The organism is Metamycoplasma hominis ATCC 23114 (assembly GCF_000085865.1).
GTDB lineage: Bacteria > Bacillota_I > Bacilli_A > Mycoplasmatales > Metamycoplasmataceae > Metamycoplasma > Metamycoplasma hominis.
Window position 1 is genome coordinate 25,639 of sequence record NC_013511.1, and the last position, 25,334, is coordinate 50,972.

Genomic DNA, 25,334 nt, shown 5'->3' on the forward strand with positions numbered 1-25,334 from the left:
AAATGGCAAATAAAAAAACTAATGAAAATCAAGAAATTCAAGAAGAACAAAACCCAGTTGATGAATCTAAAAATTCAGAAAATTATGGCGTTATCAGCAAAATTTTGGGATCTGTTATTGACGTTAGATTTGAAGAAGGACATACTCCAAAAATCTTAAATGCTTTAAAAATTATTGATGAAGACAAAAAATTTAGCAATGAACAAATTCTTGAAGTTGCTCAACACGTAGGAAATGATACAGTTAGAACGATAGCAATGAACTTGACTATTGGTTTAAAGCGTGGTATGAAGGTTCTTGATTTGGGTTCTCCAATAAAGGCGCCTGTTGGTAAAGAAGTTCTATCTAGAATGTTTAATGTTCTTGGTGAACCTATAGACCAAAAAGGTGGTGTATTCAAACACAAAATGCCTATCCATAGAGCAGCGCCAAGCTACGAAGAACAAAAATCAACACTTGAAATATTTGAAACAGGAATTAAAGTTATTGACTTACTTGTTCCATATATTAAAGGTGGAAAGATAGGTTTATTCGGAGGAGCCGGAGTTGGTAAAACTGTTTTAATTCAAGAATTAATTAACAATATTGCAAAACAACACGGCGGTCTTTCTGTGTTTGCAGGTGTTGGAGAACGTACAAGGGAAGGTAATGACCTTTACCACGAAATGCAAGCAAGTGGTGTTCTAGAAAAAACTGCTCTAGTATTCGGTCAAATGAACGAACCTCCTGGAGCCAGAATGAGAGCACCATTTACTGCTTTAACTATCGCTGAATACTTTAGAGATGTTATGCATCAAGATGTGCTATTGTTTATTGATAACATATTTAGATTTACACAAGCAGGTTCTGAAGTTTCTGCATTGTTAGGTCGTATGCCTTCTGCTGTTGGATATCAACCAACATTGGCTGTTGAAATGGGTCAATTACAAGAAAGAATTACCTCAACCAATAACGGATCAATTACCTCTGTTCAAGCTGTTTATGTTCCTGCCGATGACTTAACAGACCCCGCACCAGCAACAACATTTACACACCTTGATGCAAAAACTGTTTTGGACCGTGATATTGCTGCTTTAGGTATTTACCCTGCTATCGATCCTTTGGCTTCATCATCAAGAATGGTAGATCCAAATATAATTGGTCTTGAACACTATAACACTGCTAGAGCAGTTCAAAATATTCTTCAAAGATTTAAGGAATTACAAGATATTATTGCTATATTAGGTATGCATGAATTAAGTGAAGAAGATAAGAAAGTTGTTGCAAGAGCAAGAAGAATAAGAAACTTCTTATCTCAACCTTTCTTTGTTGCCGAAAAATTCTCTGGTATTAAAGGACAATACATAAAATTGTCAGATACTATTAGATCATTTAAAGAAATTTTAAGTGGAAAATATGATGAATTGCCAGAAGAAGCATTCCTTTATGTGGGTACCATTGACGATGTTATAGAAAAAGCTAAAAGACTTGGGGTTAATGTTGAAAAATAATGGAAACTCCTAAGATACATATTATTATTAGTACTCCATTAGGAATATACTTTGATAAAGAAGCAAGTATTTGTACATTTACTACTACTGAAGGGCAAATTGGAATTATGGCAGGCGCAACTGAGTTTATGGCAGCCTTGGTTCCTTCAAAAATAATGGTTAATTTTTTAAATTCACCTGATTCTAAAGTTTTTTATATTGATAAGGGAATTGTTCAATTTAAAAATAATGTCTTATCAATAATAGTTAATCAAATTGATACTAAAGAAATTGAATTGGATCATAAATTTAGCCCTGAAGATCAAAAGAAATATACAATTATTGAAGAAGTTACTTTGAAAAAGAGCATTTTGAAAAGTCAAACAAACAATAAATAATTAATTTTAAAAAAGTAGGAATTTAAAATCCTGCTTTTTTTTATGCTAATTTTTAAACTAAATTTTTATAATGAAAAATTTATCAAATTAATAGTTTGATTAAAAAGAAAAATTTCTGATTTCAATTTTTTAATTTTAAAATATTTGGGCCATTTTTTATATGTTTAAAATTTTTAAAATTTGTAATTCTTTTTATAAATTTTAGAATTATAATTCCACAGTACAACAAAAAACAAATAAGGAAGGAAGATAATAAAATGAAAAAAACAGCAAAAGCTTTATTAATAATATGCACAACTATAATACCTAGTTTTGCTATGCCATTAATATCGGCGGGATGTAATAAAACAACAAACCATGAAACAAACAAAGAAAACACAATTATAGATAGACAGGCCCCTATTAAAAAACAAGAAAATGATTCTAATAACCCCAATAAGTTAGAATCCAACAGTGAATTAGCAGAAGCAGTTAAAAAAGTTAATTTTCAATATAAGAATATTGATAAAATTTCAATGTTTGACAAATTAAACAAAGAAAATTTATCAAATAACCTTGATAAAAAATTTAAAATAGAAATTTTAAAATTAGAAGCAGACAAGAAGAATAATTTAATATCGATCTCGTATAATATTTCGTTTAATGATGGAGGTAAAATCATTAAATTAGAAAATCAAAAATATTCATTGACAGGACTTTCAACAAATAACGAAAGCTATTTAAATGGATTATTGAATGATAATGACACAATATTTAATTTAACAACTAATTTCAAAAAAGGCAATGAAATAGATGCAAGCCAACTGGATACATATTATTTAGCTAATAGCCAAGGCTCTATTAGTTTATTGGCATCTAATAAAAATGTTTATGTTCCCAAAGATCTAATCTTAGAATATGCTTGAAATGAACAAAACGAAACAAATAAAAAATTCAATGGTGAAGTAGAACTTGATGTTAGTGTTAAGACTAAAGACAATAAAACTATTACAAGAAAAAATGTAAAAATTGCTAATAAAATTGCTGAAGGCGTTTCGGATGATTATTTAACTAAATATAAAAAGTTAACTTTAAATTATAAAGACGCTGACAAGACTTCAATAGATTCTTTTAGCAAAGGTGATATTGAACAAACGTTAAAAAATAATTTTATTGTCAAATTTGAAAATAGCAGTGAAGAAGAAACTAAAAAATTCCTAGAAGACAATGGAATTAAATATGAAGTTAAGAGCATAACTGAAATTTCTCTTGAAAAGAAAACAATCAATGTTAATCTTCAAATAACATTAAAAAATAAGAAACTTGTCAATGCAAATATTGAAGTTGCGGGATTTAAAGGCGTTGAAAAAGTAAGCGATGAACAAGCTAAAAAAATAGTAGATAAATTGACCTTTGGTGATGTTTATTTCCCTGAAAAAGTTAAAACCTTTAGTCAAAGCCGTTTAAACAAATTAAATTTATATATTAAAGATGAAAACGGAAAAGCTCGACTAGAAAACCCTCTAGATTTTGCGGAATATTTTGCCAAAAACGGAATTAACAATTTTGATAAAAATTATATAGTTAAATATGATAAAGCCGAAAAGAAATTAATTACAACATTAAAATTGAATGAAAAAGAATACACAATTGAAACAAAATTAACGCATGAATCAAAACCAGATGAATGGGTCAATGAAGTAGGTAAGGAATTTTTAGGAAATCCAAATGAAATTTTGGCAAGTGATTTCTCGGCTACAAATTTAAAATTGAATAAGAATGTTGGCGATAGTCTTGATAGCTTAAATTTTATTAAATTGTCTTCAATAAAAAGACCATCAAAAAATTCAGAGGAATTAAAACTAAACGAAGAAGGCAAGGCAACGTTAATTTATGAATTTAGAAATATATATGATAATTCAATATATACAACAGAAGTCGTATTTGAAAATCTAAAAAAAGTAGAAAAAGCTGATTATAAAAAACAACACGCCTCTTTAATACAAAAAATTAATGATAAAAAAATTATTAAAAGTGGTTGGGCTACTGACGAAGAAATAAAGAAATTAGAAAATTTTTTGCCAGGCGAAAAAAAATCTAAAAAAAGTAAGAGAATAAACATTGAACATTATATAAACAATGGCAATACAGAAATACTTGTTGGAAGAGTAATTACTAAAAAAAATAAAATTACCTTCGGCGATACATTGAATAGACAAAAGGAATTTGAAGAAATAATATTTGATGAAGAATTTGTTGAAGCAGTTAAGAAGTCGTATGATAATAAAAGCGAAAATAAAATATTATCTAATGTAATAACAGATGAAAATTCTAAACATAAAAATCAAAAGAATTGAATAAGGCTTACAAAACATGAAGGAAAATGATGCATATTATTTACATTCATTGAAGATACAAAGTCAACGCCATATTATGTTCAAATAGAAAAATAGTCTTATAAAATTTTATTGCAATAATAAATGAAATAAAAAAATTTAAAGAGTAGGGGATTGTACCCTTACTCTTTTATATTGAAACAAAATAGTAAAAGCATAAAAAATAAAGTTAAAAGTTTTTATTTTTAACCAAGAAGTTTAAAATATTTGTTTTTTGTTAATTTTTAAGATGAATGCTCATTTTTAATCACCTTAGCAAATAAAATTATTTTAAAATTAAAAAAAGGAAATACAGAATATGAAGAAATCGAAAAAAATTTTGTTGACCATGGGAGGGATACTTCCCTTGGTTATTTCAGCGCCATTAGTTGCTGCTGGATGCAAGGATCCAAACAAACCAGAAGTTAAACCAGAGGATCCAAAGAAACCAGAAGGTGAAAAACCTGGCACAACTCCTGAAGTTAAACCAGAGGATCCAAAGAAACCAGAAGGTGAAAAACCTGGCACAACTCCTGAAGTTAAACCAGAATCTAGCAGTGATTTAAATGATTTAACAGAGGCAGTTAAAAAGGCTAATTTTCAATATAAGGATATTGATAAGATTTCAATGTTTGACAAATTAAACAAAAAAAACTTGTCAAACAACTTTGATAAAAAATTCAAAGTAGAAATTTTGAAATTAGAAGTAGATAAAAAAATTAATTCAATGTTAATTACATACAACATTTCGTTCAATGACGGAAGTAAAGACGCTAAATTGGAAAATCAAAAATATTCATTGACAGGACTTTCAACAAACAATGAGAGCTATTTAAGTGGATTATTGAACGATAAGGATACAGTATTCAATTTAGGTGATGCTTCTAATGAAGATAGTTTAACAACAGTTGAACAGTTAGATGCATATTATTTAGTTGATGGTCAAGGTTCTATTAGTTTATTGGCATCTAATAAAAATGTTTATGTTCCTGAAGGTCTAATGTTAGAATATACTTGAAATGAACAAAACGAAACAAATAAAAAATTCAATGGTGAAGTAGAACTTGATGTTAGTGTTAAGACCAAGGACAGCAAAACTATTACAAGAAAAAATGTAAAAATCGCTAATAAAATTGCTGAAGGCGTTTCAGATGATTATTTAACTAAATATAAAAAGTTAACTTTAAATTATAAAGATGCTGACAAGACTTCAATAAATTCTTTTAATGAAGGCGATATTGAACAAACATTAAAAAATAATTTTATTGCCAAATTTGAAAAGAGTAGTGAAGAAGAAACTAAAAAATTCTTAGAAGACAATGGAATTAAATATGAAGTTAAGAGCATAACTGAAATTTCTCTTGAAAAGAAAACAATCAATGTTAATCTTCAAATAACATTAAAAAATAAGAAACTTGCCAATGCAAATATTGAAGTTTCAGGATTTAAAGGCATTGAAAAAGTAGATGACGAACAAGTTAAAAAAATAGTAGATAAATTGACCTTTGGTGATATTTATTTCCCTGAAAAAATAAAAGATTTTAATCAAGAATTTTTAAATGAACTACCTTTATATATTAAAGACAATGATGGAAAAATTAAACCCGAAAATACACTTGATTCTGAATATTTAATTAAAAACGGAATCACAGAATTTGATAAAAATGAATTTGGTCAACCTAAGTATGAAGTTAAATATGATGAAAATACAAAGAAATTGTCCGCAACATTAAAATTAAACGGCAAGGAATATAATGTTGAAACAACATTAACTCATGAATTAAAATTAGATGAATGGGTAGATGAAGTCGGAAAAGAAATTGATGGGGATTCAAATACCATTCCCGTAAATGAATTTTCTAATAAAAATTTAAAATTGAATAAAAAAATTAATGACTTCGTCAATGGTTTAGACTTTGTTCAATTAAATTCAATAAAAAGAGCAAAATCTTCTGAGGCAGAAAAAAAATTGAATTTAGAAGGTAAGGCAACCTTAATTTATGAATTTAAAAATATATATGATAATTCAACATATAGAAAAGAAGTCGTATTCGAAAATCTAAAAAAAGCAGAAAAAGTTGATTATAAAAAACAATATGCCTCTTTAATACAAAAAATTAATGATAAAAAAATTATTACTAATAATAAATGAGCTTCGCCAGAAGAAATAAAAAAATAAGTGCCTTTAAAAGCAATAAAGAAACCTATTCTTATAAAGATAATGAAGGTAAAGAACAAAGTGCAGCATTAACTGGTAGATTTAAAATTAAAGGAAAATCAGGTGATTTAAAATTGCATTTTGGAGATAATAACAGAACTAAAGAATCATTCAAAGATTTAAAATTTGACAATGATTTTCTTGAAGCAATAAAAAGTAAAACATTAGTTAATGTTGTTAAGGATTCTGGACATGGCGAATGAGTTAGATTTACACAACACAACGGCAAATGATGTATAGTATTTGCTTTTAAAGATGATCCAGAACTTACACCTTACTATGTTCAAATAGAACAATAATAAGTTCAAAAATAAAGTTCATTCTATTAAAAGAAAGGACTTTATTTTTTATTTATAAAATAAAATTTATATATTATAATAAATTATTACAAAAAGCAAAAGGTGGGTAAAATGGTTAAGAAAAAAGTATTATTTAAAATATTTGCTATGGGTACTATTCTAGCCGGAGGCGTTTTTAGTTTAAATTCATGTATTTTTAAATCAAATGATACAGAAAATAAAGATAATAGTTTTGAAAATAACACTAATAACGGTCAAAGCAACCAACATGATTTAGGCACCGAAGATAATAATTCAAGAAATTTGATAGTTCCTGAATCAAATAATAAGCCCGAAAATGATTCTATCCCTCAACCTGAATCAAAACCAAATATTACCCCAACGCCCGAACCAGCGCCTAAGCCAGCGCCTGAAATAAAGCCTGAACCAGCGCCTGAGCCAACTCCCAAACCAACGCCTGAACCAAAAGAAAATGATCATAAAGCCAATCATAATCAAACTCATTTTGTAAGGCCACCTTTTATTGCTAAATTTAAAATTAAAAATACTGATTTTTCAATAGCGACAATTTTTAACCATTTAGATAGTCCTGGTACTAGAAAAAAAGGAGAATACATTGAACCAAAGCCGTCGATTTTATTGGCTGATAGGTCAAATAAACAGTCGGATTTGAATAAACAAGGAGCCCAAGAAGTAAGCGAATTCCTAGGCTTAATAGATGTTATTAATGAAAACAAAGATTTGGCTAATTTTGTTATTTACGGTGGCGATACTAATATAAAAAATGAAAATTTTTATTTAGCAAGAAAATATCCCGAAAATATTCAATTTACTTTAGATAGAAGCTTAAAATTAAAAAAATATGATCAAAAATTTCTAACATCGTTAGGAACAAGAGGAAAATATTCAGAACAATACGACAAAATGTTCTTTATTAATCAATTGCCCAATACATTTAAACCAAAAATAATTACCAATGGTCTTTTACCTTATAAGGTTGATATTTATAGAACGTTTAATGATGTTATTTCAAAAGCAGAACTTGAAAACTTAAAAGGATGAAAATCAAAAAATAACGATAAATCTACAATTAGAAGTCAAATTTCAGACCATGCTCCAGTATTTACAGATGTCGTATTTTCAAATCCAATTGAAACGCTAAAAGTAAATGAAACATTAAGAAAAAACCAAACTTTATCTAAAGAACAAAACACTATAAGAATAGCTCATTGAAATATACTGAATTTCGGCGGTCCTAATCAAGATGCTAAAACAATGGCTATTGCTACTACAATTTATAAGTCTGGTTTTGATATAATAGGCTTAACTGAAATTAATGATGGAAGAGGAAACTATGTGCAAAATATAGTTAATCTTTTAAATGAATATGCAGGAAAAGAAAGATATAAATTTGTATTACAAAATAAAAAGGATACAAATATAAGGCCTGAATATTTACAATCAAATAAGTTTGGAAAAGCACAACAAGAACAAGTTGCAGTGATTTATGATAGTCAAAATTTTGAATTTGTTTCAAGCCAAAGCTATTTAAAACCAATTAAATACTACAAAGATAACTAAAAAAACTTGGATGCTTCCAAGTTTTTTTAGGCTAATAATCACCTTGTTTAATTTTATTTAATCCGCTTCATTTGTTACTTGAAGTTTTGTTATTCATATTCATGAATTTTCTATAACCACCTTCTTTGATAGTCATTAGAATATATTCTTTTTTAGAAACTTCATTAGGTTTTCCATTTTCTTCAACTTTGAAGTTTACATTTTTTAATTTACTATTTTCAGATTTATTATATCCACTTGTTGTAATTAAATAAGTAATTGATTCAGGGCCATAATTTTCTTCTTTATAGTATTCTCAAGAACTAAATAATCAGCCTCGAGTTTCATTATAAACATAGTTAGTAAATTCTCTTCTTCTTTCAGGGTTTTTAAAATAAGCCTGCATTCCCGTAAATTTACTTGATACTCCAGGAATTGCTTTAAGATTAGTTCCTTCTTGAAATTCTCAAAGTATTGCCCGTGTTCCTTGGTATAGGCTCAATGTTGGCGCATTTCATTTTGAACCGGGTTCCCTATCTTTTTCCAATGTTTCTCTACCAAACATTTCAAATATAGCAAAATCTACTGCTACATTAAAACGATATACTGCTTTTCATGCTTCAGATTGTGCCCTAACTTTATATGTTGATGAAATTGCATCTTTATCATTATTGTATGCCTTTGCAAGCAATTTATAAATTGTATCAAGCAATTTTAAAACATCTGCGGAATATTCAATATTATCAGGGTCATCTTTATCAGTGGCTTTTGAAGATTTGAAAATACTTCCTAACGCATTTGAAACAGAACTATTTAAGGTATTCATATTTGAACGTTTTGATTCATCTGAATTGTTGTTTAGATTTCTTAATGCATTATAAATTACAGAGTCATTAAAATTACTTTTTCCAAATACTAAATTGATTAATTTAACCAAAGCAGTTTCATTGATTGGTTTATCTTCGCCTACTAATTCAGATAATACTAAAACATCATTGAAGGTAAATGCTGATTTAATTTTTTTAATTGCATCATTCAATCATTTAACAGGATTTAAAATATCAAATTGTTTAGCATAATTACTTATCAATCCTATTGAACGCTTAATAAATTTCCTTTTAATAAAATCATTATTTAACAATGCTGGTACGATTTTTCCAATTAAGTCTTTTAGGAATTTTTTATCTTCATCATTTCCTTCTATTTTTAGGTAATTTAAAATACTTTCAACAATGTGATTTGTAATTTCATCATCAGTTGCAAGATGCTTAATAAGTTCAGAAGAGTTTTTAATTAGATTATCTTGAATTCTAGTAATTGTTTTAGATATTAAGTCCCCAAGGTTGGTCGATTCAATTTTTGATCCTGCTAGAAAATCATTAACTACGGCTTCAATTAAGCTTTTAATTTCTGGAAAATCAATGAATTTTTTACTTATTAATTCCAACTTATCTTTTGGAATAATATCTTGTTTAAGGTCATCTCAATTAAATTTCTTAATTTGATCCTTCAAAACATCATATACAAAATCAACTAATGCTTCTTTTCCGTTTTGATTATCTGCTTTTATTGATCCATTTAGAGCTTTTAAAGCATTGTAAATTAATTTTTCTAAATTCTTTAGGAATTGTTCGTGTTCCTTATCTTGTTTAGTTTTATCTACTTCGTTGAACGTTGTGGAATTGCTTTTAGCAGAGAATGCTTGTTTAAATTTATCAAGATTGTCAACTATATATGAATAAGCGAAATTCAATTCATTATACAAGACATTTTTATCAATATTTTTATCTAATATTGTTTCAAATAATTCACTTAAATTTTCTGTTGTTAAATACTTATGGTATTCAATCTTTTTAATAGATTCAAGAAGTTTGGATGCCAAAGCATTTCCATTGAAATGACCATTATTATCAAGGAAATCAACATCAACAAACAAATCAATGAAATCTCCCAATATATTGCTAAATACATTCATTGAACCTAGTTTGTTAATTAATCTAGTCAAAAGATTTGCAATTCCTTGAATTTGAGCACTACTTGAACTAATTGAATATTTCTTGTTGAATAAATTCAATGCATATTCAATAGATTTGTTAATTAAGTTTTTGTTAGAAGTCATTTCATTTACTGCGTTTTTAATAAATGCTTTAAATTTATCTTTATTTGCTGACAATAAATGTTTAAATAAACCATTGAAATCACTAATAGAAGCTCATTGATTGCTATCACCTAAATCTATAAATGAATTTAATAATGTTAGTATAAATTCTTTTGTATTATTTGAATCAAAAATTACCTTCATTAATGTTTCAACTATTTCATTGCCTAATTCAGAAGCTTTTGAATCAATTTTTAGAATTTTTTCTTTTATTTTTAATAAATTGTGTTTGATATATTGTTTAAATTTATTACTTTGCAAGAAAATATCAACTGAATTTTTTAATTCATCTTTAATTTCTTTTTTTGCCTTATTGTCTAATATTGAAAATACGCATTTAAACAAATTAAAATAAACATTAATATTTACGTTGATTTGTCCATCGAATCCAACTATATTTGTGTTTGAAGAATCTAAATTTTTATGTTCAGGAAGCGCTGGAGATTCATTGCTATAATCTGGAATAATATTTTCAAAGTTCTTGATATTTTTTAATAATAATAATGCAATATTTTTTATGTCTTCAGATTTTAAAGATTTAACAAATTCTATGATTTTGTTGTAGTTTAAATTATTAATAATGCTTACAATATTAATTAAATTATTTCAATCGTACTTTTTAAATTCAAATTGATTCTTGTTTAGATTATTGACAGAGTAGTCTAAAACATTTTTAATTAAGCCATCTAGAATATTGAATTCTGGCAATTTTTCAATGCCTAGCGAAATTAATTTTAGCAATGTTTCTTTTGCATTAACAGGTCATGTAACATTCTTTAGATTTTGTTCCATCAATGAAACTAATAATTTTGCTATTGAATTTTTAATATCAATACCAAAGGTTTTGTTATTAATAAATTTATTGAATATTTCTTTTATTTTTTCAATGACATATTCTTTATTATTTGAAATAAATTTGCTTATTCATTGAGAAATATTATTTAAATCTTTTAAATTATTATCATCAAATAACTTTTTAATTAGTTCTTTTATTAAAGGCAAAAGATCTTCATTGTAACTTGTTTCAACAAAAGATTTTATATATGAAATTATTTGTTGAAGGTTTTCTTGTACATCGCCCTTAAAGCTTGAAATATTTATTTCATCAATGTATTTTAATACGATTTCTTTAATATTTATTTTGCTTGCTATGTAATTTATAAATGTTTCTTTTTCTAAAACGATCTTTAATATTTTAATTAGTTCGACATCTTTTATTTGGTTAATTTCTTGTTCTTCATATTTCTTTGTTAAGAATTGTTGAACATCCTTAATTAATTCACCATTATTAAAACTAAAATAATTCTTAATCGTTTTTGTAATAGATTCAAGAATAGAAGCTCAAGAATATTTATTTATTGACTTCAATTCATTTGTTAATTTAATTTTTAAGTTTTTATATAAATTAGATTTCAATGAAGTAGGTAAAATCTTGTTGAAATAATTAGTTAATTGGTTAATTTCATCAGAATTCAATTTTGTTTTTGCTTCAATTTCTAAAAACGCAACTAAAAATTCAACTAATTTTTGGGTTATATCTTTATTTGATAAAACATTTTCTAGCAATTGTTCTAACGCATCAAAGCCCTTGTTGTCTGCAAGATTTTTCAATATTTTATTGATAAATTCAGGCAATGTTTGAGCATCATATTCACTGCCGTTTTCAATTAAATTTTCAATAAATTCGAAAACTTTGTCAATTAATTTATTATCAATAATCTTATCGAATTTATCGACAATAAAATTGGCAAGATTATTATCATTTGTATTGACTTTATTTAGAACTTCATTATGAACATTTTTTAACTCATTATTAATTATTTTTGTTAAATATTGTTTTAAATTTTCATTTTTTAATAACTTTTGAACTTCTGGTTTCAACTCATTGATAATTGTAGATTTAGATGAAGCTAGTTTATTTCATAATTTTTTAATTAGTAAGAAAATTTGCTCAAAATTTAAATCATTGTCTAATTTAATTGGTTTTGAACCTTCATTTTGTTTTTGTATTGTTGTGTTGTTGTTTGCTAAAACAGCATTTGCAAATTCATTTAAATTCTTGATTAATATCAAAAATAGAGTTTTTACATTTTCTTCATTTAATGTATCTATCAATGAATTTAATTGTTCGTAATTCAATAAATGCTTAATTAGATTTTTTAGATCTAAAGCATTGCTTCAACTAATTTTGTCTAAATTAAAACCATTATTTTCAATGTATTTAGAAATATACGAAGCGAATGTTGATACTAGCAAGTCAACATTTTGTTTTTGCAAGGCAAAATCAATCAATTTTGATACTAATTTTTCAATATTGTTTTCATTATCTATTTTGGCAAGAAATTGAGGATATTGTTTCTTTAATAATTTAAATAAATCATTTTTAATTTCTTCGTTGCTTTTTATTTCTTTATCTAAGAAATTATTTAAAATTTCTTTTACTATTCCTACATTTTTTGAAATTACGTTTGCAACAAATTCATTAATGTTTTTAGATTCTATAACCTTATTATCTATTGCAGAAAGTTCAATAATTGATTTAATTTTTGGAAGTAGTTCGTTTTCTCATTGACTATCTATGTAATTTCTAGTTTTGGTGATTAAGGTTTGTAATAGTGAATTTAATTCAGTGTCGTTAGATAGTTTGTTGTCTTTAAATGAATCCAAGTAATTTAATATAATAGATTTAATGTCAAATTTTTTAAAGACGTAGTTAACAAGTTCAGATTTAGAAGCAAGAACAGAAAGTGTTTTTATTAATTCGGAAAATTTTATTCCTTCTGATTTATTATCTTTTTCGAGTAGTAAATCAACAAAATTATTAATTAAATCCTTATTTTTTTCAATGTTGAAGTAGTCACTAAATATTGATTTTAAATAGTTTTTCAATTTATCAAATGTGTCAATTTTTTTATTATCTAAAATTTGAATTTTTTCATCAAAATTTTCAATAAGTTTAGTTACTAAATTGCTTTTAGTAATTGAATTGATTAATTTAACTAAATAATTGCTTATTTCTTTAATTTCTTTATCATTTAGTTCAGTATTTGCTTCTTTTTTTAATCAAATTGCGCCCAATTCAACTGCTTTATCAATAAATTTGGTGTTAGTTGCAATTTCTGATATCACCGTTTTTAATAAATCAATTGAACCATTCTTTTTAGAATTTTTTAAGAATGAAACCAAAAAATTATAGCTAGACGAGAAATCGTATTCATTATTTCCACTAATAAAATCATTTAAAATATTTTTTAAACAACCTAAAACTTTCTCGCTTCTTATTGTTGAAATTAGTTGATCTCAAACATTTTCAACAAATTTTTGAATTTCTTCTTCATTGTTGAATATTTTTTTATAATTAATTGATTTAATGAAAGCAACGATAGGTTGAATAACAACATAATTTCCAATTTGATCAATTAATTGACTGAACAAACTATTATTCTTAAATAATTCATTTACTAGAAGCGAGATAATATCTTTAAATATTTCGCTACCAAATTCGTTTAAATTCTTCTTTGCATTTAATGCTATATTTTTATAAAATCTTAATATGTTTTCTCTTGAATCTTTATCAATTAATTTGCCTATGTTTTTTGGCATTAATGCATTATTTTTAATTGCATATTTTAGGGCTAAATGTTTTAATCCTTGTTTGTAGTCGTTAATATTTTGTATTTTTGGTTCAAACGATAGGATTTTAAATAAAAGCGAGTTATCCCTATTTAGGTCGTATTTATCAAAAAGAATTCCATTTAGAATTTCTGAAATTAAATCCCTATTTTGGTGGTCATCATCTAGTTTAGAATTCATTAATATTTGAATAATAATGTTTGATATTTGAGATAAACCATCGAAGTTTGAAATGTTGTCAAAAAATGTTGAAACAAATAAAGAAATATTTGGTTTTTCAAGTAAATCTAAATCATATGATTTGTATAAAGAATCAACAATTTTTCCGGTCAAATAGTTTGCAAGCTTGCTATCTTTTGAAATTTCTTTAATTATTAGGCTAACTAAATCATTTACATCTTTGCTTGAATCGTGAACCAATGTAGTAATAAAGTCATCAATTTTTTCAAATTTAAAATATTTATCTGAATTATTAATTAACAAATTCAACACTTTTTGAAAAATGTTGTCTAAACCTTTTTCAATATCTTTGTTATTGAAAAGATTTTTGAATAAATCAACAGTAGTTTGAGGTAATAACCTCTTTAATATTTTTTTAATGAATACATCTGAAAATATGGCCTTAAATAATTTTGCATATTCGCTTCTTTTAAGATCTTGACTTAAAGATTTGTTATAAAAAATTTCTTTTAAAATTTCATAAATATTTTGTTTAGAAGTAGTTGTTGAATAAACAATTTTTTTAATTTCTTCAAAGTTTAAACCTGAATATGATTTTTTATTAATAGCATTATTTAATGCGTTATTAATATCTAAAAACGATTTGCTTAAATTTTTTGAATCAATAAAAAGATTCAAAAAATTAATAATAGATTTTTTACTTTCTTTATTCTTTAAAGATTCTAATAAACACTTATTAAAGCTGTTTAAATCTTTTGGGTCTAAGCCAATTAATCCAAATAGTATTGAAAATGTATTCAAAATTTCTTTATCTTCAATGTTTTTGTTTGAATTTAACATTGATTTTAATTGAAGGATTATATGGTTTGAATTGTATGAAGAATTAATATTTTTGATATCTGCATTTTCTTCGAATGTATATTCTTTTTCAAAGGAATCTACACTATTGCCATTTATTCCTAAAATCATTGAAAAAATTTCGGAAGGAGTTTTGCTAAATTCAAGAGATTGGCTAAATTCATTTAGATTAGAATTATTATCAACTAATTCTTTATATTTATTATTAGGCAATGACATTTTCATAAAAATATCTTGCGCTAATTTTTTGTATAAATTATTAGATGGGAAGCAGTCAAAGAAATTATTGTTTAGTTTATCGGCATTATCTTTGAGATTTTTAATGTCATTATTAATGTTTAAATAGTTTAGCTTGTTTGTTTTGGCAATGTTTGCTAATGATTTGTTTAATTCTTCTATGCAATCATTAGTCAATGAAATATTGTATTGTTTGTCAATTAATTTTGTTAATTTCAAATATGGCGATATATAACCAACAAGATTAATATTTGCCTTAGGATTATATTGTTTAATGATTGAAATTAATTTTGAATATGAATCTTCAAAATTTTTACAATTTCTTTTAAATTCAAGAAGAATTTTTGAAAAATATTTCAAAATTTCTTCTTTATTTTTGTTTTCTCTTAAAAGATCAAACGCTTCTTTAAAAAATGATGATTGTTCAAAAAGGTCATTAAATCCCAAAGAAATTGTAATCAGGTTTGCTTGTTTTATATTTTTAATTAGCTCTTGTAATTTTTTATTAGAAAAATCGCCAAATAGATTATTCAATTTGGCACTATTAAATTTTGAAAGTAAATTTTGGTTATAGGAAATAACTTGATTTAAGTGAGCTGATTCCTTTTTGTCATCTAGTGAAAGTAATGAAATTCAATCATTAACATTTGAAAGTGGCAAACCGTAGTTATAATAAGTTGATAATGTTGTTTGTTTATCAGATAATAGTTTTATAAAATTAGCAATGTATGAAGGATACGATGTTCCTAAAACTAAATCGTTTTTGCTATCATATTCATTGTTGAAATAGTAATTTGAGCTGCTATTATAACCTGCAGCAAAGCCGTCGCCTAATGCAACATAATTAATTTTTTTAGAAACTTTATTTTCACTTTGAGTTATTTTTGTATCCGGCTTTTTAGTTTTGTCTTTACATGATATAGCAACTAATGAACTAGAAGCAATTGAAGATGTAATTCCTAAAGCAACAATCGCCTTGAGGATTTTTGTACTTTTTTTCATAAATACCTCCTAACCAATAGAAATATCTTCATAAATATATTGATATCTTTGTGGTTTTGATTTTGAAAAAGTAAAAATTTTTAGAAATTGTGATATTCCTAATTGTCCTACTATCATTGTTATAATTAAAAGTATTTTTCCAGTAATACCTAAATTTGGTGTTAATCCAATATTAAGTCCTGAGTTTCCGAATGCTGAGAAAACTTCGAACATTACATATACCATTGGATATGACTCATTATAAACATTTTTTAAATCGCTTGGAAGTGTATGATATATTACTATTGTCATTATTAGAGTTATAAAAATTGCAATTGCAAAAATGTTAACTGCTTTAATTAAAGATTCTTTTCCTATTTGTCTATGAAAGGCATTTATGTTTTTGCGATTTTTAATTAAAGTAATTATACTCATGAAAATTATAGCCACTGTAATATTACGAATACCTCCAGCAGTTGAAACAGGAGAAAATCCAATAAACATTAAAATACCGTGAACCATAATTGTAGGTTGAGTAAAATTATAATAATTTACAGTTGAAAAACCTGCTGATCTTGTTGACATAGTTTGAAAATATATTGCAAATACTTTGTCGCCTATTGAACCATATTCGCTTGAGTTCCAAAAATAATTTGCCCCCTTAGCAGTTGTTTCGAAGATAAATGTTAATAATAAACCAATTAGTGATGTAAAAATGTATGTAATAATTGTAAATTTTGTAAATAATGTAAAGCAATGACGAGGATTGTCTTTCTTGATGCTTTTAATTTTTTGTCAAACATCATAGAATACAGGGAATCCCATTCCACCAATTAAAAATAAAATTGATGTTAAAAATAAAAAGTAATAATTATGATAATAAGGTTGCAAACTTTTTGTGCCAATTATATCTAATCCAGCATTATTTATTGCACTTAGTGTATGAAATATTCCAAATCTTAGTGACATACCAAAGTTATGATAAGGATTTCTTATTGATTCTTCATAAGGATTAAATGTTCATGGATTATTTTTACTTAATGCATTTAATTGAGACATCTTTTCATCACTAAAAAGTGCTGTATTATCATAATAAAATATTAAAGAAAATATTAAAGAAAATAATATAGAAATAATAATTAAAAAACTTATTGAAATTTTTATCATTTTTTTTGTTTCATAAATATTAGAACCGCCTCTTTCAGTTTGATGAATTTGGCCACTAAATAAATTCGTTCTTAATCCAAGTAATGATTGAAAAATATAAAGTTTAAATGTAAAAATTCCAATTCCGCCAAGAATAAAACAGACAGCTATTAATATCTGTCCAAACATGTTAAATACTTCACTAACGGCAACTCCACTTAAACCGGTTGTTGTAAATGATGAGGCTGCTAATAGCAAAGCGTCAAGATAACTAATATGCTTTGAGGGATTATGACTAACTTCTCAATATAACATCAAAGACATTAGAATCGTAAAAAGTATATAAATCAAAAAGATAAATCTTATTGTTCCAAGTTTCTTTAAAAACACAAATAAGACGTTTGATTTTTTTGGATTTCCCTTTTTAATCATAGAAAGAATTTTACCACAAAGTTAAAAAATGTTATTTTATAATACTTTACCATACCGCTTCTGTGTAAAAAAACTATAATATTTAAGCTAATATATTTAAAATTCAAAATTATTTTTTAAAATATTAAAATTTTGAAATGAAAAGAGGTTATTATGAGTTTATTTAAAAAGATACGTGAAATTTGTATTATTGGTATAGGTCGTTATGGTTCGTCGGTAGCAAGAACATTATTGGCCGATAGAAATAATAATATAAGGATAGTTTTAGTTGATGAAGATGAAAAACATTTGTTGCCTTTTAAAGATGAAGTAGAAATGATCTATGTTGCAGATTGTGCTGAACAAAAAACATTAGAAAGTCTTAATATAAAAGATTTTGATGCCGTTATTGTTGGCGCTTCAAATAATATTGAAATAGTTGCCGCCTTAACTGAATGTGGTGTAAAAACTATAATAGCAAGAGCTTCAACAAAAAGACATGCCCAAGTTTTAAAGCAAATTGGTGTTAGCTCAATTGTTTGTCCTGAAGAAGAAGCCGGAAAGAAAACTGCAATGTTAGTTGCAAACCCTGCGCTTGCATTATATTCAGAAAACATGGTTGAATTGCAAGACGGATTCGTTTCTGCTTCAATATATGTTAAAAACCCTGCTGTTGCAAACAAAAAAATTAGTGAATTAAATTTCAGAAATAAATACAATGTTTTAGTAACTATGATTAAGAGAGATAAACATTCATATATTCCTGAAGGTGATTTTGAAATAAAATTAGATGATTTAATAACTCTTATTGGCCAAATTGAAGATATTATTCAAGTTATTGAAATTTGCGCAATGAACGAAAAATAACTTAAAACAAGAACAAAAAAATAGCAAATTTTTTCTAGTTTGCTATTTTTAATTTTAATTTGTAAATATAGTAAAATTATAAATATTATCAATTTAAAAAAGGAGATTAAATGGCTATTTTAGACAATGAGCTTCTTAAAAAATTAGAAGCAAAATATGAATCTAATTTAAATAACAAAATTATTGAAAATGCTATTTTTAAAAATGGTATTAAGGCTTCATCAACTAATAATCAAGTTGTAAGAAAACACGATTTTCAATTTTCTGTTGAAGTAAAACCTGGTTCAATAACTAACCAAAAACATTCAGGTAGATGTTGAATTTTTGCAGAACTAAATGCGGCAAGAGCAAAGGTTATGAAGGATTTAAACATTGAAGATTTAGAATTTTCACAAAATTTTATTCATTTTTATGACAAATTAGAAAAAGCAAATGCATATTTAACATGAATTGCAACAACTGGTTTGGAATTAGATAATGAAGATAGATTATTTAGAAGATATAACGAAAATCCTATTTCAGATGGTGGATATTTTGAATTCTTTTTAAATATTGCTAGCAAATATGGAATTGTTCCAAAATCTGCAATGCCAGAATCATTCCATAGTGAAGCAACAAACGATATGGTAGAACAAATTAATTGAAGACTTAAAGCATATACATTCAGAATGCGTGAAGCATATAAAAAGAATCATAATATGAGTGAAGTAGAAGCAATTCAACAACATGCTTTGGAAGACGTTTACAACATTTTAGTTAAGTCCCTAGGTATGCCTCCAAAAACATTTATTTTTGAATACTATGACAAAGATAAAAAATTTGTAAGATTGCCAGAAATGACACCAATAAAGTTTTTTGAAACATACATTAAACAATTTGTTGAAAATAAGGTTGATGTAATTAGCGACCCAAGAGAAATTTACCCTTACTATAGACAATTGGTTGCTCCTTCGGTTTTCAATTCGGTTGGTGGTATTGAATATAAAATGTTAAATATACCAATGAATGAATTAAAGGCAGCAGCAATTAAACAATTGCAATCTGGTCAATCAATTTGATTTGGTTGCGATGTTACAACTTTTTATTCAAAAGAAGGAATTTTTGATACTAAATTATATGACTATGATTTAACATTAACAGAAACTCCAAAAGAATTTAATAAGAAGGAAAAATTCGAATCTCGTGCTTCAGTTATTAGCCATGCCATGAACTTAATTGGTGTTAATTTAGATGAAAAAGGAAACCCAATTAATTGAAAAGTTGAAAATAGTTGAGGAACTGAAGTTGGTAAAAAAGGCTATTGATCAATGAGCGATTCTTGATTTGAAGAATATGTTTACATGCTAATTGTTGACAAGGAATTTTTATCAAAAGAAGCAATTGAAGGTCTTTCAAAAGAAGCTATAGAAATTTCTCCATACGACCCATTATGTGAAGAATAATAAGTTTAAAAAAAGTTGCACATTGTGACTTTTTTAAAGTCCCGAAGGGGCTTTTGGTGTTCCAGACTTATCTACTAAAATAGCGGTAATTTTCCAAATCAATAACTTCCTTTTACTTGTTTATATATTTTATTTTTGAGGGTTATTTTTTTTACATATTATTTGTTTATTTACTTTCATTACTTTATTATAGGTTTTTTAAGCATTATTGAATTAATGCGCATGCACATAACTCTAATTAAATTTTATTAAACTCTATCAATCCACTCAATCCAATTAACTTAATCATCCAATAAAAGAACCCTAAAAAGTTTTAGGGACTTTATATAACTATAGGTTTGATACAAAGAAATTTAATGATTTCTGGACTATCAAGCCTTTTTTTGTGCTTTTATGTGGGGTTCAAATCACCTAATTTTTATTTAGTGTCGTTTTTGAAGTGATTTTTCATCCAGAAATGCTTTTAAATTACATTGACTAGAAAACGATATGAATCATCAGCAAACCGTGAATTATTTCCTATTTGGAATTTACACATTTTTTGTTTCTTTACAGGTTATAATTTAAATTAACAATTTAACTAGACACGATTAATGTAGGTTCTAACATGTTTGTTGTCTACTCTAACGTGATTATGTACTTGTGAAAGTTTAGTTTATTTAAATCGACAAAGTGATAGTTTTGTGATATAGTTAAGATGTTTTTTTAGAGGTATTTAATAATGTTCGATTACGCAAAAGCAATAAGGTTATATAGAGAAAGAAAATTTCTTACTCAAATTGAATTGGCTAAAATTTTAGGCGTATCTCCTTTATCCGTTGTTAGATGGGAAAATGGAAAATTTGCTCCAACCATGAAGACTAAAAAACAAATATATAATTTGCTTAAGGAAGCGAATATTTTATTAGAAGAGGTTAAATAAAATGAAATCGATTGAGTTATTTGCTGGAGCTGGTGGATTAGCTTTAGGCTTGGAAATGGCAGGATTTGAGCATATTGGTCTTGTCGAATTTAATAAAAGTGCAGCTGATACTTTAAAAGTTAATAGACCAAATTGGAATGTCTTATGTGAAGACATTGAAAAAGTGGCAGCCCGAGATTTGAAAAAGGAATTTAATATTGAAAAAGGTAGTCTTGATTTATTATCTGGTGGAGCACCTTGCCAATCGTTTAGTTATGCTGGAAAAAGACTAGGATTAGAAGACACTAGAGGTACAATGTTTTACCATTACGCTACTTTTTTAAAAAAACTGCAACCTAAAATGTTTTTATTTGAAAACGTTAAGGGGTTACTTACGCATGATGATGGTAGAACTTATAAAACAATTTGTGACATTTTTGAACAACAAGGATATATTGTTTACCATAAAATTTTAAATGCATGGGATTTTGGTGTTCCACAAAAAAGAGAAAGATTAATTACTATTGGAGTAAGACAAGATTTATTAAGTAAAATATCTTTTGAATTTCCTATGGAACATAGCTATAAACCTACAATGCGTGATGTTAAGTTAGATATTAATCCTAGCAAAGATGAATGTCAAAGATATTCAGATTACAAAGAAAAAATATTTTCTCTTGTTCCTCCAGGCGGGTATTGGCGTGATATCGACCCAAATGTCGCAAAAGAATATATGAAAACTTGTTGGGACATGGGCGGAGGACGAACTGGAATCCTTCGTAGAATAGGATTAGATGAACCGTGTTTAACTGTTTTAACTAGTCCTGGAATGAAGCAAACAGATAGATGTCATCCTATAGAAGTAAGACCATTTTCTTATAGAGAAAATGCTAGAATTCAGACTTTTCCTGATGATTGGAAGTTTGAAGGTAAACTGGGTGAAAAATACAAACAAGTTGGAAACGCTGTTCCTGTTTTGTTAGCAAAAGAAATAGGCTTAGAAATAAAAAAAGTATTGGAGGGAATAAGAATGTCAAATGAATATTTATTAGATTTTATTAAACAAAATGATTTTGAAGAACATGTAAAAGAAACAATTAAATCTTACAACGAAACTTTAAAAAAAATCGACTTAAGAAAGTTCAATGCAAATGTAATTGATCCTATCAAGTTAACCTTTGATAAAAATTTATTTAAAAAGACTTGGGAAGAAGTTGTTGAATCTGAAATTGCAAGACAAAGAGATAAATCTAACACAAATGCAATAGGTTACTTCCACCAATATATGTTTAAATATATTAAGAATTGTATTGTTCCAAAGACAGGATTTGATGTTATTTATACGGACTTCAATAATCATAAAATCTGTGTTGAGATGAAAAACAAGCATAATACAATGAACTCTAGTTCATCCCAAAAAACATATATTAATATGCAAAATCATATTATTAATCATTCGAATGATGAGTGTTTTTTAGTAGAGGTTATTGCTCCTAAAAGTAGAAATATTCCTTGGGAATTATCAGTAAATGGAAATCACTGCAAGGCAGAAAATATTCGTAGGGTATCAATAGATAAATTTTATGAAATTGTTACCGGAGAATCTGATGCATTTTACAAATTATGCAAACAATTACCAATTACAATTGAAAAATTAATTGGCGAAACGAAGTTCCTACCGTAGAAAATGATTCGGTTATTGAAGAACTAAAACTTAAGAACCCGGATTTATTAAAAGGATTATATTTGCTTGCTTTTGAATCGTATCTAGGCTTTGGAAATTAAGATATGTCACATAAACCAGAATTGGCTGAATTTACAAATATGTGTATGATCTATGATGATAATGGGAATGTGCTAGTCCAAGAGAGAATTAAATTTTGGTGTGGCTATGGTTTCTGGGTGGTCATCTTGAATTGAAGGAATCCTTCGTAGATTCAGTAATAAGGGAGATTAAAGAAGAGACAGAATTAGATATTTTTAACTTAGAACTATGTGGTGTTAAACAATGGTTCAATGAAAAAAAGGAAGAAATGTCTGCTTCCTATATAAAACAAATAATTATACTGGTGAGCTTAATTCTACTGATGAAGGTAAGAACTTTTGGCTAAATTTAGAAGAACTTAAAGGTAGTGATAAGCTTGTTGAAACGTTTAGACAAATGCTTGAGGTATTTACTGATGATAAAATTAGTGAGCAATACCATGTAAGAGTGAATGGCGAACGTTATATTGAATTAAAGTAAAAAGGTGTATCTAGCTGAATCAACAACTAGGTCGGCACCTTCTTTTTTATTTTGGGATATATTCCATAATATCGCCAAAGTCACAATTAAGAGCTTTGCAAATCTTGTATAGGACATCGGTTCCCACAAACCTTTACTTAATTTGTTTAAAGTAGAAGTACTAATACCTGTAAGATTGCAGAGATCTTTTTTTAAATTTCTTTGTACGGTTAAGTCATTAATCATAAATGAGCAATCGCCATTTAAATTCTCATCCCGAATTTCGTATGTTTTGGAATAAAGGGGGAATAAGTCTAAATAAATAATTTTATCATCGCTAAGTCAATTATTAGCACAATCCAATAGGATAAGAATTCGCATAGAAACTTAAATATCTTCTTTTTATTCACCATCCTTTATCCAGGTTATCTTTCTTTCATTTACAAGCATATGAACAATGCCACGCTCTTCTGAGTTGCCAATCAATCGGTTACCTTGAGTGGATAAGTAGGATTTTCTATATGAAATTGTCATAACGAAGTCTAAAGTTGAATTCATTCTTTCGTATCCATTAGAGAATCCACGAAGGATAAAAGAGTTTAATTCCATTATAAACATCATCTTTTAAACAATTGAATTCACGTTCTGCATCGAAGAAGAAATCTCTTATTTTATGAAGTACACTCTCAGCACTATAGGAATCTTCTCTATGGATTTGTAATTCAGTTTTGCAAACAGGAGAAATTGTATCTAAATCACTAATAGATACGGTGCCTCTTTTTTTATTAAAAATAATAATTTATATAATTATTAACTTAATACATTTATAATTAATACATTAATGTATTAGAAAGAGGAAAAATGTTAGGTGTGGACTTAACCGATATTAGACGATTTAAAGAATATAGTGAAACGCTTTTGATTAAGTTTTTACATCCGATTGAAATTGAACAATTTAAAAAGGTTTCGATAATAAAACGTGCTGATTTTCTTGCAACTAGATGAGCAATTAAAGAGGCAATCTTTAAAGCTGACAATCAATATTATTCATTCAATCAAATAAATATAACAAAAGATGAAGTTGGACGCTACGTTTTTAAAGATTTTGAAATTTCAACCTCTAATGAAGGAAGATACATAATTGCAGTAGTTTTTAAAAGATAGAACAAATAGTAGGAGTTATTTATGAATTTAAGAACAAGAATATTTTTTAGATTTTTTGGTTTGTTACATTGCATGTCGTTTTTATGTGCAAAATCAAGACGTGATTTTAAAATGCCTGATTATTACAAAGTAGTAGAAAAAAACGACTTTTTGCAACAAAAAAGTAATGCCATTTTAAACCATTTTAATATTTCTGTTAATGTTGAAGGGTTTGAGAACGTCCCTAATGGACCATGTTTAATTATTCCAAATCATTCAACATATTTAGATCCACTAATAATGTGATCAGCATTATGAAATCATAGAGATGGTTCAAAACAAAGCAAATTAGTAAATTTCGTTGCAAGAAAAGAAATAACGAAAAAGAAAATGGTTAAAAGAATAGCTGATTTGGGTCAAACTTATTATATTGATACTCAAAACCCTAGAGAAGCATTGGCAACCTTGAAAGATTTTGGCCAATTTATTAAAAGAAATAAATCATGCGGCGTTATTTTTGCTGAAGGAACAAGAACAAAAGATGGAAAATTAGGCGAATTTCATAGTGGCGCCTTTAAACTTGCTCAATCTTCATATTTAACAATTGTTCCAGCAACAATAAATAATGCAGCAAATGCATTGGATTGAAATAGAAAAGAAAAATTAGAAGTTAAGGTGACATTTCATAAGCCAATGAAGCCAATTCAATTTCAATCACTTGATAGCCGTGTATTAGCAGAACAAGTTAAATCAATAGTTGCATCAGATTATATTGATCAAACAATTACATCAAACGAAACAATCAAAAACAAATATTCAAAACGAGACAATGTAAAAGAAGTTAAGAGATAAAAT

General features: G+C 26.6%; 19 protein-coding genes. 14 read left to right on the forward strand and 5 right to left on the reverse strand.

From position 1 onward, the window contains the following. Positions 1-2 precede the first annotated feature (2 nt). From atpD to MHO_RS05100, 6 genes are all read left to right on the forward strand, one after another. Positions 3-1,490 carry a F0F1 ATP synthase subunit beta gene (gene atpD / locus MHO_RS00150; RefSeq protein WP_012855305.1) on the forward strand — a complete coding sequence of 496 codons (1,488 nt, stop codon included), beginning with the start codon at positions 3-5 and terminating at the stop codon, positions 1,488-1,490. Continuing rightward, positions 1,490-1,867: a F0F1 ATP synthase subunit epsilon gene (locus MHO_RS00155; protein ID WP_012855306.1), complete on the forward strand. Its 378-nt coding sequence runs from the start codon at positions 1,490-1,492 to the stop codon at positions 1,865-1,867. Before atpD ends, MHO_RS00155 begins: the two co-directional genes overlap by 1 nt. A gap of 257 nt (positions 1,868-2,124) precedes the next feature. Continuing rightward, positions 2,125-4,299: a hypothetical protein gene (locus tag MHO_RS05090; RefSeq protein ID WP_012855307.1), complete on the forward strand. Its 2,175-nt coding sequence runs from the start codon at positions 2,125-2,127 to the stop codon at positions 4,297-4,299. Positions 4,300-4,540: 241 nt separating this feature from the next. Continuing rightward, positions 4,541-6,400, forward strand: coding sequence for a variable surface lipoprotein (locus MHO_RS05095; protein ID WP_080569060.1), 1,860 nt, complete (start codon positions 4,541-4,543; stop codon positions 6,398-6,400). Then, positions 6,370-6,738, forward strand: a complete 369-nt coding sequence (locus MHO_RS02980) for a hypothetical protein (protein WP_080569061.1) — start codon at positions 6,370-6,372, stop codon at positions 6,736-6,738. The genes MHO_RS05095 and MHO_RS02980 overlap by 31 nt, the downstream gene beginning before the upstream one ends. A 111-nt stretch (positions 6,739-6,849) precedes the next feature. After that, on the forward strand, positions 6,850-8,319 hold the full coding sequence (locus tag MHO_RS05100; protein ID WP_012855308.1) for an exonuclease/endonuclease/phosphatase family protein: 1,470 nt from the start codon (positions 6,850-6,852) through the stop codon (positions 8,317-8,319). 31 nt (positions 8,320-8,350) lie between these two features. On the opposite strand, the gene MHO_RS05105 is transcribed toward MHO_RS05100, so the two are convergent. Beyond that, a complete protein-coding gene (locus MHO_RS05105; RefSeq protein WP_012855309.1) occupies positions 8,351-16,366 on the reverse strand; it encodes an SGNH/GDSL hydrolase family protein in 8,016 nt (2,671 codons plus the stop codon). 9 nt (positions 16,367-16,375) lie between these two features. Next, positions 16,376-17,923 carry a TrkH family potassium uptake protein gene (locus MHO_RS00180; RefSeq protein WP_012855310.1) on the reverse strand — a complete coding sequence of 516 codons (1,548 nt, stop codon included), beginning with the start codon at positions 17,921-17,923 and terminating at the stop codon, positions 16,376-16,378. Between the two features lie 153 nt (positions 17,924-18,076). Between MHO_RS00180 and MHO_RS00185 the strand changes: the two genes are divergently transcribed. From MHO_RS00185 to MHO_RS05110, 6 genes are all read left to right on the forward strand, one after another. Then, positions 18,077-18,769: a potassium channel family protein gene (locus MHO_RS00185; protein ID WP_012855311.1), complete on the forward strand. Its 693-nt coding sequence runs from the start codon at positions 18,077-18,079 to the stop codon at positions 18,767-18,769. A gap of 110 nt (positions 18,770-18,879) precedes the next feature. Further along, entirely contained in the window at positions 18,880-20,211 is a 1,332-nt protein-coding gene (locus MHO_RS00190; protein ID WP_012855312.1) for a C1 family peptidase, read from the forward strand. 721 nt (positions 20,212-20,932) lie between these two features. Continuing rightward, on the forward strand, positions 20,933-21,133 hold the full coding sequence (locus MHO_RS05910) for a helix-turn-helix transcriptional regulator (protein WP_041359582.1): 201 nt from the start codon (positions 20,933-20,935) through the stop codon (positions 21,131-21,133). A 1-nt stretch (position 21,134) separates the two neighbouring features. Next, positions 21,135-22,796 (forward strand): Eco47II family restriction endonuclease, encoded by a 1,662-nt coding sequence (locus tag MHO_RS03310; protein WP_012855313.1) that lies wholly within the window; start codon positions 21,135-21,137, stop codon positions 22,794-22,796. A 199-nt stretch (positions 22,797-22,995) separates the two neighbouring features. Further along, positions 22,996-23,223: an NUDIX domain-containing protein gene (locus MHO_RS05915; RefSeq protein WP_420891015.1), complete on the forward strand. Its 228-nt coding sequence runs from the start codon at positions 22,996-22,998 to the stop codon at positions 23,221-23,223. Continuing rightward, positions 23,121-23,357: an NUDIX hydrolase gene (locus MHO_RS05110; RefSeq protein WP_232500348.1), complete on the forward strand. Its 237-nt coding sequence runs from the start codon at positions 23,121-23,123 to the stop codon at positions 23,355-23,357. The genes MHO_RS05915 and MHO_RS05110 overlap by 103 nt, the downstream gene beginning before the upstream one ends. Here the strand turns inward: MHO_RS05110 and MHO_RS05960 are convergent. Genes MHO_RS05960 through MHO_RS05935 form a run of 3 tightly spaced genes read right to left on the reverse strand, consistent with a single transcriptional unit; the run spans position 23,349 to position 24,135 of the window. Beyond that, positions 23,349-23,717 (reverse strand): ABC-three component system middle component 2, encoded by a 369-nt coding sequence (locus tag MHO_RS05960; RefSeq protein ID WP_012855314.1) that lies wholly within the window; start codon positions 23,715-23,717, stop codon positions 23,349-23,351. The two genes, MHO_RS05110 and MHO_RS05960, sit on opposite strands and share 9 nt — an antisense overlap. Positions 23,718-23,738: 21 nt before the next feature. After that, a complete protein-coding gene (locus MHO_RS05930) occupies positions 23,739-23,957 on the reverse strand; it encodes an ABC-three component system protein (protein ID WP_420891016.1) in 219 nt (72 codons plus the stop codon). Beyond that, positions 23,908-24,135, reverse strand: a complete 228-nt coding sequence (locus MHO_RS05935; RefSeq protein WP_420891017.1) for an ABC-three component system protein — start codon at positions 24,133-24,135, stop codon at positions 23,908-23,910. The genes MHO_RS05930 and MHO_RS05935 overlap by 50 nt, the downstream gene beginning before the upstream one ends. Before the next feature lie 62 nt (positions 24,136-24,197). On the opposite strand from MHO_RS05935, the gene MHO_RS05120 reads away from it, so the two are divergent. Together MHO_RS05120 and MHO_RS05125 are read left to right on the forward strand one after the other, a co-directional pair. Then, positions 24,198-24,500, forward strand: a complete 303-nt coding sequence (locus MHO_RS05120) for a 4'-phosphopantetheinyl transferase superfamily protein (protein WP_012855315.1) — start codon at positions 24,198-24,200, stop codon at positions 24,498-24,500. A gap of 21 nt (positions 24,501-24,521) precedes the next feature. Continuing rightward, a complete protein-coding gene (locus MHO_RS05125) occupies positions 24,522-25,331 on the forward strand; it encodes a lysophospholipid acyltransferase family protein (protein WP_012855316.1) in 810 nt (269 codons plus the stop codon). Positions 25,332-25,334: the final 3 nt, after the last annotated feature.